12 protein-coding genes are annotated in these 12,434 nt (G+C 59.4%); all 12 read left to right on the top strand.

All coding sequences use genetic code 11. The features are described 5' to 3' along the window. The first annotated feature begins 16 nt into the window (after window positions 1-16). The 12 genes from SRB521_RS02345 to SRB521_RS02290 all read left to right on the top strand — a co-directional run bounded on the left by SRB521_RS02345 (window position 17) and on the right by SRB521_RS02290 (window position 12,199). Window positions 17-541 (top strand): phage major tail tube protein, encoded by a 525-nt coding sequence (locus SRB521_RS02345; protein ID WP_116721409.1) that lies wholly within the window; start codon window positions 17-19, stop codon window positions 539-541. Between the two features lie 74 nt (window positions 542-615). Then, entirely contained in the window at window positions 616-1,275 is a 660-nt protein-coding gene (locus SRB521_RS02340; RefSeq protein WP_165366529.1) for a phage tail assembly protein, read from the top strand. 127 nt (window positions 1,276-1,402) lie between these two features. Next, window positions 1,403-4,813, top strand: a complete 3,411-nt coding sequence (locus tag SRB521_RS02335; RefSeq protein ID WP_116721411.1) for a phage tail tape measure protein — start codon at window positions 1,403-1,405, stop codon at window positions 4,811-4,813. A gap of 12 nt (window positions 4,814-4,825) precedes the next feature. Next, the gene (locus tag SRB521_RS02330; protein ID WP_116721412.1) at window positions 4,826-5,035 is read left to right on the top strand and encodes a tail protein X; all 210 of its coding nucleotides are present in this window, start codon (window positions 4,826-4,828) and stop codon (window positions 5,033-5,035) included. After that, window positions 5,032-6,732 (top strand): phage late control D family protein, encoded by a 1,701-nt coding sequence (locus SRB521_RS02325; protein WP_116721413.1) that lies wholly within the window; start codon window positions 5,032-5,034, stop codon window positions 6,730-6,732. The genes SRB521_RS02330 and SRB521_RS02325 overlap by 4 nt, the downstream gene beginning before the upstream one ends. Before the next feature lie 10 nt (window positions 6,733-6,742). Further along, complete coding sequence (locus tag SRB521_RS02320) at window positions 6,743-7,627, top strand: hypothetical protein (protein ID WP_129868763.1); 885 nt, start codon at window positions 6,743-6,745, stop codon at window positions 7,625-7,627. Between the two features lie 39 nt (window positions 7,628-7,666). Beyond that, window positions 7,667-8,035, top strand: a complete 369-nt coding sequence (locus tag SRB521_RS02315) for a phage tail protein (RefSeq protein WP_116721415.1) — start codon at window positions 7,667-7,669, stop codon at window positions 8,033-8,035. A 10-nt stretch (window positions 8,036-8,045) separates the two neighbouring features. After that, window positions 8,046-8,360 carry a GPW/gp25 family protein gene (locus SRB521_RS02310; protein WP_116721416.1) on the top strand — a complete coding sequence of 105 codons (315 nt, stop codon included), beginning with the start codon at window positions 8,046-8,048 and terminating at the stop codon, window positions 8,358-8,360. Further along, the gene (locus tag SRB521_RS02305) at window positions 8,353-9,510 is read left to right on the top strand and encodes a baseplate assembly protein (protein ID WP_116721417.1); all 1,158 of its coding nucleotides are present in this window, start codon (window positions 8,353-8,355) and stop codon (window positions 9,508-9,510) included. Before SRB521_RS02310 ends, SRB521_RS02305 begins: the two co-directional genes overlap by 8 nt. Continuing rightward, window positions 9,503-10,096: a phage tail protein gene (locus SRB521_RS02300; RefSeq protein ID WP_165366528.1), complete on the top strand. Its 594-nt coding sequence runs from the start codon at window positions 9,503-9,505 to the stop codon at window positions 10,094-10,096. The genes SRB521_RS02305 and SRB521_RS02300 overlap by 8 nt, the downstream gene beginning before the upstream one ends. A 14-nt stretch (window positions 10,097-10,110) precedes the next feature. Then, window positions 10,111-10,707 (top strand): hypothetical protein, encoded by a 597-nt coding sequence (locus SRB521_RS02295; protein WP_116721418.1) that lies wholly within the window; start codon window positions 10,111-10,113, stop codon window positions 10,705-10,707. 13 nt (window positions 10,708-10,720) lie between these two features. After that, entirely contained in the window at window positions 10,721-12,199 is a 1,479-nt protein-coding gene (locus SRB521_RS02290) for a methyl-accepting chemotaxis domain-containing protein (protein WP_116721419.1), read from the top strand. Window positions 12,200-12,434 lie beyond the last annotated feature (235 nt).

Here is a 12,434-nt window from a genome sequence, read left to right as displayed (position 1 = left end):
AGGGAGGTAACAGACCATGATTTCCAATAACTACATCCCCGAAAAGATCAACGACTACAATGTTTACCTCGACGGCACGAAGATGATCGGCGTGGCCGCTTCCGCCACGCTGCCGGAGGTCAACATGAAAACCAGCACCGTTTCCGGCGTGGGTGTCAACGGCGAGCTGGACAGCCCCACCATTGGACAGTTTGAGAGCATGGAGCAGGAAATCCAGTTCAACACGCTGTATTCCTCCGCCATGGATATGCTCAACCCCCTGTCTGTGGTCAATCTGACTTTCCGCGCCGCCCAGCAGGTCTACGATAAGACCGGCGGCTATGCCTTTAAGGGCCTGCGCGTGGTGGAAATGGGCCGCGTGAAAAAGCTGAACCCCGGCAAGGTGGAAAAGGGCGAGGCGATGGAAGCGACCGTTACCATCGAGCTTACCTACCTGATGATCGAAGTGGACGGCAACCAGCTTCTCGAAGTCGATAAGCTGAACGGCGTTTACAAGGTCAACGGCGTGGATATGCTGGCAGGCGTGAAAAGCCTGATCTGATGCGAAAGCCCGCCTCCAATTTGGGGGCGGGCTATTTTCCATATATCGAAAATCACACAGAAAGGAGCCTAACAATGGCACAGGAAAAGAAAGTGGAAGCGGCTGAAAACATCGCCGCCGAGGCGGAGCAGACTGCGACGGAGCGGGAGGGCGTTATCACGCTGAACACTCCCTATCTCTTTGAGGGCAAGGAATACAGCGAGATCGACATGGGGCGGCTGAAAGAGCTGACCATTCAGGACGCGGTGGACGCGCAGCGGGAGCTTTTCAACGAGCAGGAGGTAGCGGCCTCGCTGCTTTGCGAAACCACTACCGCGTTTGCCCGCAAGCTGGCTGTCCGTGCCACGGGGCTGCCCGTTGAGTTCTTCAAGCTGGCACCGCGCCGGGTGAGCAGACGGGTGACGGGAACCGTGATGGCGTTCATCCGGGCAGACGACGGCATGACGATCAACCATGTGATGAAGCTGAACCAGCCGTATCAGTTCAAGGGCAAGACCTATACCGAAGTTGACCTGAATGGTATTGCCGACCTGAACAGCCTGCACGAAAGCGAGGCGGAAAACCGCATTGTGCGGGCGGGCTTCATGGTGACAGATACCGCTTTCAACTACCTGTTTGCCTGTGAGCTGGCGAGCATGGCAACGGGGCTGCCGGAGGAATTTTTCACCGGCCTGCCTTTGGATGAAGTGCTCAAAGTCAAGAACGCGGTAAACGACGCGGGTTTTTTCGAGTAAAAGGCGGGGCCAAGGCGCTGCGGAAAGCAGCGATCAGGCTTTCCGCCGTGACCAGAACAGGCGTGGACTTTTACTTGAAATTGCCCATCCATGAGTTTATTGCGCTGAACAGTGAGGTGGCAGACGAATGGCGGGCGATAAAACGCTAAAATTAAGCATCTGGATTGCCGGGCACATGGACAAGAGCCTGACGGCGGCCATCAGCTCGGCAAATGGACAGATCAGCAGCCTTTCCCAGAATATGAGCCGCATGGGCACGGTTGGCCTTGCGGCGATGGGCGCGCTGGCGGCGGGAACTGTTGTTGCGCTGGGCAAATGCACAAAAGAGGCGGAGAGCTTCGAGAAAAGCATGGCCGATGTTGTCAAATATGTTGACGGCCTCGCCGACAAAACCGGCAAGATCAGCAACAACATTTGGGGCGCTGCGGACGGCGGAAACGGGCGGACATTCCAGCAGAACTACAAAGAAATGTCCAATGCCCTGCTTGACCTCTCCACCCAAATTCCCATGACGGCGGAGGACTTAACCAAGCTGGCCGCTGCCGCCGGTCAGTCCGGCAAGAGTATGAGCGATCTGATTGCCTATGACAGCAACGGCAATATCGGCGGTTTCCTGAAAGATGTTGCCATGGTCGGCACGGCTATGGACATCACCGCAGATCAGGCCGGTAACTGGGCGGCCAAATGGGAAAAATCTCTGAACATGACCCATGAGCAGGTCATGGTGCTGTTTGACCAGATCAACTACTTAGGCGCGAACAGCGCTACCACGGCGGCGGAGATCGCCGAAGTCGTGAACAGCGCGGCATCCCTCGGCGACATCGCAGGCATGGACGCAGCATCCACCGCAGCGCTGGCAGACGCTATGCTGGCGATGGGCGTTGATTCCAGCGTGGCAAGCACCAGCATCAGCCGTATGCTGGTCAATATGTCCAAGGGCGAGAGCGCCACCAAAAAGCAGAAAGAGGCATGGGCGGAGCTGGGGCTTACCGCCTCCGGCGTGGCAAGGGCCATGCAGACCGATGCGACCGGCACGATGCTGGATGTGCTGGAAAGAATCGGCAACATGGATGCTTCCCGGCAGGTAGCGACCTTGAATACCCTGTTTGGACAGTGGGCCATCAAGGGCGCGGCCAAGCTGACCGGCAACCTATCCACATTTACGGACGCGCTGAAAATGGTGTCCGACCCCGCCCTTTACGGCGGCAGCATGGAGCGAGAATTTATCATCAAGGCGAGCACCAGCGACGCTATCGACACGATGATGAAAAACTCCTTTGATGCTTTGAAAATCGACATCGGAACGCAATTCCTGCCGGTCAAAAAAGAGTTCTCTCTTATGATGATCGACACGATGAACGGACTACGGAAGAATATGCCGGAGCTTACCGCGCTGGCGACCTCGGCGGCAAAGCTGCTTTCAAACGGGGTGGCATCGGCGGGAGAAGCGCTGAAAACCGCCATGCCCTACATCCAGCAGGCGCTTGATTATCTGGTCAACAACGGCGACAAGGTAATCAAGGTCATTGAGGGTATCGGCGCGGCTTTCCTCGGCATGAAATTCGCCCCGCAGATCGAGGGCGCGGCGCGCGGCATCGGAACCCTGTTGACCGGCAAAGGCGGCATGGGAAGCCTGTTTGCGGGCGGTGCCGGGCAGGAAAAGGGGCGGAAGCTGGGCGGCCTGCTGGGCGGTGTGAAAAACCTCTTTACCGGCGGGCAGAGCGCGGCGGCGGCAGGAGCGGGAGCGATCTCCGCTTTCTCCGGCGCGGCGGGCAGTAATGGCCTGCGGGCCACACTGGGCGCTACGCTGTCCAGCCTGATTTCCGGCAATGGCCTCCGTGGCACTACCGGCCTGCTTCAAACGGCGGCGGGTACACCGGGGCTGCTTTCGGGCTATCAGAGTATCGGAAGTATTCTGGGTGGCACGCGAGCGGGACAATACCTCGGCGGCATCGGGTCGTCTTTGGGCAATCTGGGCAGCGTGATCGGAGGCACGAAACCGGGACAGTTCTTGGGCGGGCTGCTGAACAAAGCTGGCGGGTTCATCGGCGGCAAGGCGGCGGCAGCCAAGAGCGGCATCGGCGGCCTTTTGAGCGCGGCGACGCTTCCGCTCCGCAAGGGTATCGCTGGCATCGGCGCGAGCGCCATCATCAACGGCAATATCCTCGCCAATTCCAAAGGCGGGCAACTGGCGGGCGGATTGCTGCGCGGCAGTGCCGGTTTGATGGGAAGCATCTGGGGGCCTATCGCGGGAGGCTTCGGAAGCCTGCTTGCGGGCGCGGCTCCCGTGGTGGGCGCGATCAGCGGCATCATTGCCGTGGTAAGCATCCTCGGCGACCATCTGGAAGATATACGGGGCATCGTCGGCAATGTGTTCGGGGAAAAGGGCCTTGTGATATTCGACACATTCACCGACAAGATCAAGGGCGTTGGTCAGTTCATATCCGGGCTGTTCCAAGAGGGCGGCGTGGCAAACGCGCTGGCACCGCTGCGGGAAATGTTTTCCGGGGCGCTGGGCAAGGGCGGATTGCTGTCTACCATCTTCGGCGGGCAGGAGAATGGCCTTGCCGCCTTTGACGGCGTGGTGCAGATCATCCAGTCCGTCATGGGCGTTGTCGGCCAGCTCGTTTCTTTCTCGGTAAACACCGTACAGCCCATCATTGAGCGGGCGTTTACATTCATCACACAAACCGTGCTGCCCACCATCGTGACCATGTTCGCGTCGGCGGCACCGACCATCGCCAGCATTATTTCCGGCATCGGCTCTGCGGTTATGACCGGGATGCAGCTCATTGGCTCTGCCATTCAGACGGCCATGCCCATCATCGAGGCTATCATCCAGATCATCCTCAACATCGGCAGCGTCGCCATCCCGGCAGTGCTGTCCGCGTTCTCGGTATTCGCACAGGGCATCAGCGCCCTTATGGCGAATATCAAGGGCATCTTTGACGGCCTGATCTCCTTTATCACCGGCGTGTTCACGGGCAACTGGCAGCAGGCGTGGGACGGCATCAAGCAGGTGTTCGGCAACGCTTTCGACGCGCTGGTGACGCTGTGCAAAACTCCCATTAACGCGGTGATCTCCCTTATCAACTCCGCTATTTCCGGCATCAATAAGCTGGGCTTGACTATCCCGGACTGGGTGCCGCTGATCGGCGGCAAATCGTTCTCCATCAATATCCCGGAAATCCCCATGCTTGCCCGGGGCGGCTTTACTGCCGGGCCGAGTATCGCGGGCGAAGCCGGGCGCGAGGCGGTTATCAGCTTCAAATCCAGCGAGCGGGCGCGCAATATCTCCCTGTGGGAGCAGGCGGGCCGTATGCTGGGCGTGAACGCTGTGAAGCTGGACGAGATCGAGCGGGACGATCAGGGCTGGGGCGCATACCCCGGCGGCGAGAGCATGACCTTTGCGCCGCAGATCATCATTCAGGGCAATGCGGATGCCTCTGTCATGGAGCAGGCCATCGCGGAAATGCGCAGCCAGTTTGAGGAATGGTATGAGCAGATGCAGCACCGCAGGATGCGGACGGCCTATTGACGGGAGGCAGCTATGGCATACACGACCAAGAGCGGCGATACATGGGACATGATCGCCAAGGAAGTATACGGGGACGAATACCACGCGGATGTGCTTATGGCCGCGAATCCGCAGCACATCGACACATTCATCTTTGGCTCCGGGGTGGTGCTTGCCACCCCGGAACTGGAAGAAGAACGGGACGGACTGCAGCCCCCATGGAAGTTTGAGGCGAGCTTATGAGGAAAGGCAGAAGCGTATCTCTGGAAGTTTTCTACATCAACGCCAATTTAGCGCAGGCGGCGGCACAGAGCGGTTCGACGCAGGCGGCAGCGCAGGGCACGGCGACAGTGGCCGGGCAGACGGTGACGCTGAACAATGCGCCGCTGTATGCGTCCAGCACTACCAATAAGCCGTCTGCCCACAAAACGGGCGTGTACTATCTCTACGACAGCGCTGTGATCAACGGCAGACGCAGGATCACCAACCTTTTGTCGCGGGTGGGTAAAAAGCCTGTCGGACAGAATGTGACCGGGTGGGTAAACGATGCTGACTGCAAAGGCATTACCTCTGCTGGTGCGGCAGAGAGCAAGACCGCTGCCGCAAAGAAAACCGGCACCGACATCGCGGAGTATGTGGAGAGCCTGACCTATGTTGACAGCGCGGCAGACAACAGCGACAGCGTAGACATTACGCTGGATGCGCAGGATGGAAAGTGGCTGCGGGGCTGGATGCCAAACAAGGGGGCTACCCTTTCTCCACGCATCGTCGGGCGGGACTGGGACAGCACCGGGGACACACGCGCCATCCACTGCGGGCTGTTCGTACTGGACGACATCTCGTTTTCGGACGCGCCGACAACTTTGCAGATCGGCGGCGTGAGCAAGCCCAGCAACACCGATTTCTCGGAGTTGGAGCGGGAATATGTGTGGAAAAACACATCCATTAAGCGCATAGCCAGCACCATAGCCGCCCGGTACGGCCTGCAATTCGCTTTCGATGCCGACGACTACGACATCGAAAGCGACGAACAGGACGGCACCGACAGCAGCTATCTCAATGAGCTGTGCAAGAATTACGGCCTGATCTTGAAAGTTTACGCATCCCGGCTGTGGATATATGACCGGGAGCGCTACAAGGAAAAGCGGGCTGCCGTCACCGTTGACCGCACGCAGATCAAGCCGGGCAGCTTTTCGTATCGAACGACGCTGTTTGGCACCTACACCGGCGGATATTTCGACTACACCGACCCGGACAAGGACTGCGATATTTCCTGCAGCGTCGGCGGCGGCACCCACACCAAGAGCGTGAACCGCAGGGCTTCCAGCGTCTACGATGCGAGCGTGCAGCTCTGCGCCGAGATCAACAACGCCAACCACGGGCAAATCAAGATCAGATTCACCATGCCGGGCGCGTGGCACATCAGCGCAGCCATGAACATTCTCCTGACCGGCTACGGAGACGGGGAAAACGGCGGGCTGAACGGGAAATACTTTGTGGACAAAGTGACCCACAAGGTCAGCCGAGGCGGATATGAAACGCAGATCGAGGCCAGCGCCGTGCGTCCGGGATTCCATCACTGGGATGTGGGCGGCAAGATCGAATATCAGAAAACGGCGGCGGAAAGCAAGGAGAATTACAGCAGCACCTATGAAACCACCAGCCCGGCGGCAAATGCCGCCAGCGCGGCGGCGGGTGCTGTTGCCGGGGCGGCGGTCACACTGAACAAAGCCCCGCTCTATGTTTCCAGCACCGCGACCAACAAGGCGGGCACAAAGAGCGGCACTTATTACTTCTATGACGGCATCCTGATAAACGGGCGGTATCGCATTACCAACAGCGCCGCCCGGTGCGGGAAGCTGCCTGTGGGGCAGAATGTGACCGGCTGGGTGCCTGCCAGTTATTGCGGCGGAGGCAGCGCCGGGAACGGGACAAGGTAAGGAGGCAGCCATGGCATCGACCAACAGAACAGGGCGCGTGAGCGCCATTGACTATAAGGCCGGAACCTATGAAGTCACCTACTTTGATCGCGGCAAGAGCGTGACCCGGCAGATCAACGCCATGTCCAACGGCGAATATAAAATGCCGGTGATTGGGCAGATCGTCAGCGTGAGCCACAACAGCAACGGCACAGTGGCGGCCACGACCACCGGCACGGTCTGGAACAAGACCAACAAACCGGCGGAGGGCTACCGGGGGCTGTACCGCAAGGAATACAGCAATACCAAAGGGCAGGCGTATGACCGCTACGACGAGAACACGGGCGTTTTTACGCAGTATGTGGACAAGCGAACCGGGCGAAACTGCAACGGCGAAATATACGACGAGGCAAAGGGCGCGGCGAGCTTTATTGCGGGCGGTCAAATCCAGCTCAAAAGTACCGGGGCCAGCGCCAGCGTCACCGCCAAAACAGGCGTGGGCATCATCGCAGGAACCAACATCACCATGGAGGCGGGCGGCTTTATCAGTCTGGAAGCCAACGGCTCCATAAGCGAGGCGGTGGGCGGGAAGCGGGCGCTTTCTGTCACCGGCGACGACAAGGAAACCTACAAGGCCAAGGTGGAGCGCATCTATGAGGGCGACATCAAGGAAACCGTGACCGGCAAGGTGGAAAAAACCGTGACCGGGGATGTGACCCTGACCATCAACGGCGCAACCGTGACGATCAGCGCGGCGGGGGATGTGAGCATCACCAGCCCAACCAAAGTCAGCATGGAGGCCCCGGAGGTCAATATCAAGGGCGCGTCAGGCGAGGTTGAGATCGGCAGCATTAAGCTGACGAAGCACAAGCACACGGGCAACTTGGGCGCTGACACCAGCGCGCCGAAGCCGTAACAGGGGGTGAATGGATTGGCATTAGGCAGCTATTTGGGAATGGTTTTCACCGTGAGCAATCGGCGCATCTTGACACCCTCCGGCCTGAAAGGAAGTACAGGCGGCGAGTGGGCTGTGCATGATGTGATCGGCAGAAAAAGCCGGAGCCAGTTTGTGGCCCCGAAGCTGAAAAGCTATCAGTTTGATATTCTCTTGCGGGCGCAGGATGGCGTGAATCCACGGAGTACGCTGCGGCATCTTCAGATGGCGGCGGAAAACGGATATGTCGATTGGTTCATCATCGGCAGCGCGCCGCTATCCCCCTATCCGTTTAAGCTGGTAAGCGTCAGTGATTCGTGGGACGCAGTGATCTCCGGCGGGGCGCTGGTCGAGTGCAAGGTGAGCCTGAACATCGAAGAATATCTGTAAGGAGGCGGCCATGGTAACGATCAAAGACCCGATCATTGAGATCGAGGCGGGCACGGCGCTTGACAGCACGGCAAAAGAAGTCTACCGCAATCTGCAGGTGCTTTATAACACCGTGGCCGGAGAACAGGCGTTAGACCGGGATTTCGGTATTGACGCAAGCATCCTCGACCACCCGCAGGAAAACGCGAAAGTGCTGCTGGTGGCGGAGTATGTGCGAAAGACAGAACGATATGAGCCGCGGGCAAGCGTTGCCCGCGTGGAGTGGACTGCGGGACAATCGCAGGACGGAACTATGACCCCAAAGGTGGTGATCGAGCTTGTCTAATATCAGTGAATTGGCGAACTGCCCGGAATTGAGCTTCATCGAGAACATGACCCTGCAGGAAACAGAAGATCAACTGCGGGAGCTTTACACGAAGTATTACCGGGAGTTGACCGGGAAAGACCCGGAGATCGGCGACGCGGACACGGTGAACCTGCTGATAAAAGCCTTTTGCGCCATGGAGTATCAGACGATGCAATATGCCGACGCAAAGGGCCGGATGGAAATGCTGAAAACCAGCACCGGCGACGCGCTGGATGCGCTGGCCGCGCTGGTGGGCCTGACGCGCAAGGAACCGAACAAGGCCACGGCGGCGGTGCGGTTCACTCTGTCGGAAGCCCGGAGCGATGCCGTACCCATCCCGGCGGGCACGCGGGTCAAGACCGAGGACGGGAAGTATTTCAATACGCTGGAATACGCGGAAGTCGCGCCGGGCGCGGAGTATGCGGATGTAGTGGTGCAGGCGGAGGAAGCCGGAGCGGGCAGCAACGGCATCCTTGCCGGTGGTATCAAGCTGCTGGTTGACCCCATCCCTTACATCGCCAGCGTGAGCAATACCACACCCAGCACCGGCGGCCTTGACGCAGAGGACGACGACAGCCTGACCCGGCGCATCTATCTGGCTCCCAGCGTGTATAGCTGCGCGGGGCCGAGGGATGCCTACGAATACTACGCCCGGGAGTGGCGGGGCGATGTAGCGGATGTGCGCATCACAACGCCGGAGCCGGACGAGGTAAACATCTACTTTGTGATCGAGGACGCGGAGGGGCTGCGCATCCCCAACAGCACGGAGCTGGCGGAAATGGCCGCCCACCTGTCCGACGAAACCATCCGCCCGCTGTGCGATCATGTGACCTGCATTGCCCCGGCGGAGGTAGATTACTCCATCGCGTTCACCTACTGGATTGCCGAGAGCGACCAGCGCAGCGCCAGCGAGATTCAAAGCCGTGTCGCGGCGGCGGTGACGGACTTCCAGACATGGCAACGGAAGCTGGGCCGGGACATCAACCCCACGGAGCTGATCGCCCGCCTGCGGGAAGCCGGAGCCAAGCGGGTGAAGCTGACCGCACCGGCGGACGCGGCGGTGCAGAACACGGAGCTGCCCAAGTGCGCCGGTGTCACCGCCACCTATGGAGGGATGGAGGATGATTAAAAGCCTGCGAGACGCGCAGATCGCGGACGGCCTGCCCCGCGTTCTTCGGGAACAGCCGTGGGCAATGGCGCTCTCTCTTGCCGTAGCGGAGCTGCATAAAAAGACGATGGACTACATCGACGGCAGCCAAATCTATACCGCCATCGACCTTGTGGCGGAGGAAGTGCTTGACGCGCTGGCCGTCAACTGGAAAATCGACTGGTACGACACCGAGTACGACATTGAGCAGAAGCGGCGCATTGTCAAAACGGCTTTGAATATCCGCCGGACGATGGGAACCGTGGGCGCGGCAAAGACGCAGGCCGATGCCATCTATCCGGGCACGACGCTGGAAGAATGGTATGAGTACGGCAGCACCCACGGCAAATTCCGCCTGCGCGTGAACATTACCACCGTGGAGGAACGGGAAAAGTTTCAGATGATGAGCCTTGCGGAGATCGAACGCAGGCTTGCCACGGCCAAACGATTCAGCGCCCACCTTGAAGAAGTGGAGTATTACGACGCGGGCGGCACCGCAACGGTATACGGCACGGCGGCCATTGCGGGTGCGTCCATCGTTGACTACGGCACCGCAGCAAAGTTTTAAGGAGGAATGATACTGTGGCTTGGAAAGGCGTTATCACCAACAGCGGAAGCGAGCTGCTGGCACAGTGGACGACGGGCAAAACGCTGACCATAACCCGCGCGGCGGCGGGAACGGGCCGCGTGAGCGAAACGGCCATGCTGGCGCAGACGGCGCTTGTGGACGAGAAGCAGGCGGCCAGCATCCTGTCCAACAAAACGACAGCGCAGGGGCAAAAGCTGCAACTGCAGGTGACCCCGCAGACCTTGGGCTATGCCCTGAACCAATTTGGCGTGTGGGCAAAGCTGGGGAGCGGCGCGGAAAAGATGATCGCGCTGTTTCAGACGGACACCGCCGCAGGCGTGGAAATCCCCAGCAAGGAAAGCGTGCCCGACTATGTTTATACATTCTACGGGCTTTTGGAGTTCGCCAACACCGGCGGCACGCTGCGGGTGACCATCGACGCATCGGCGTTGGCGACGACGGCAGCTCTGACGGCAGCCATCAAAGCACATGACGAGGGCGACGCATCGCATAAGGCCCTGTTCGATAAAAAGGTCGATCTGGACGAGGGCAATACCGTTGCGTTCAAGATGGGCTATGACGCGGGCGGCGTGTATATCGTGACCGATTAAGGAGGAAAGCACCATGAGCAAAACCTATGTCGCAGATAAGGCAACGCTGGATAGCGTGAAATCCACCGTGGAGAACACCAACGCCAAAGTTGTAAGCGTGAAAACCACCGTGGAGGACACCGGCGCGAAAGTCGGCAGCGTGAAAACCACAGTGGAGGACACCGGCAACAAGGTCGCCAGCGTGAAAACCACCGTGGAGGGCACCGATACCAAAGTCGCAAGCGTGAAAACCACCGTGGAGACCACCAGCGGAAAGGTGGACAATGTGCAGAACACGGCGAACAACATCAGCAGCAAGGCCGATACCATCCTCTCCGAGCTGCGCGGCCAGCGCCCGAAGCGGTACGGCTACCGCGTGAAAGAGAGCGAGAGCAATCCGAGTTCCCGCGTGGAATATCTTTTCGACGCGGTGGGCATGACCCCGGCGGGGATGAATTTTTCCACCGGCGCGTTCAGCTATGGAAGCTGGGCGGATTTCTGGGTCGTGCGCGACAACTTCCCCTGCATGGTCAACAACGACGGCAGCGTGGCATATCAGCTTGACCCGAACAATTACGCCAAACGGGCGGTCACGGGTGCGGACAGTGATGTTGCAAACACCGCGTTTGCTGGTAACGCCATGTCGGCTATCCCGCTGGTATGGGTGAAGCGATACCATGAGAACGGCTATCGCTATGTGATCTTCTGCGAGAGCCAGTATGACGAGAGCTACCATGCTTACGCCCACACCCGCCCGGACGGCAGCATTACGCCGTTTGCCTACGGCGCGATGTTCGAGGGCAGCAAGATCGACACGAAGCTGCGCTCCCTTTCGGGGCAGGCTCCCGTGAACAGCCTGAACGCCACGCAGGAAGTGACGGCGGCGCAGGCCAACGGCTCGGCATGGACAATCGAAACATGGGCGTTCTGGAACCTCATTCACGATCTGCTGGTGCTGCTGGGCAAAAGCACCAACATTCAGGCTGTTTTCGGGCAGGGGCATACCACCGGCGGCAGCTCCGCTGCTGACCTGCTGACCACCGGCGCGCTGAATACCAGCGGGCAGTTCTTCGGCTATTCTGATACCACGCACAGCGTCAAGGTATTCCACATGGAAAACTTCTGGGGCGACCGCTGGGACAGAATCGTGGGCCTGATCTATGACAACGGCACCTACAAGGCGAAAATGACCCCGGAGGACGGCGGCTACAACCTGACCGGCGCAGGGTACGAAGCTATCCGTAAGGGCATCAACGCCACGGCGACGGGCGGCGGCTGGGTGAAAAACGCCCAGCAGACGGAGCAGGGCTTGTTCCCTACCGACCTGACCGGCAGCGATACCACCTACGATTGTGATTTCCATTATTACAACCCGACCATCGTGTCCGTGCCGATTGTCGGCGGCGCCTGCGCCGACGGCTCGAACTGCGGGCGCTACCTGGCTGTGGGCGCTGTGTCTGGCGCTGCGGGGTGGTACATCGGCGCGTCGCTTTTCTTACAAAATCCCTCTTAATAGGGGGAGCGGGGGAGCCATCCCCCGCATGGGCGGAACGCCCATAAAAACCGAATGATAAGGGAATATGTTCACGAAAACCGTGCTTGTCCAGCTCCTACCCTGCCGTGCCGATTGTCGGCGGCAACTGCGACAACGGCTCGAAATGCGGGCGCTACCTGAATGTGAACAATGTGTCTGGCAATGCGAGGTGGAACATCGGCGCGTCGCTTTCCTTGCCCCTTTCATTACGGGA

Origin of the sequence: Intestinimonas butyriciproducens (assembly GCF_004154955.1) — a bacterium.
Classification (GTDB): Bacteria; Bacillota; Clostridia; order Oscillospirales; family Oscillospiraceae; genus Intestinimonas; species Intestinimonas butyriciproducens.
This window is presented reverse-complemented; position numbering and strand designations above follow the sequence as displayed.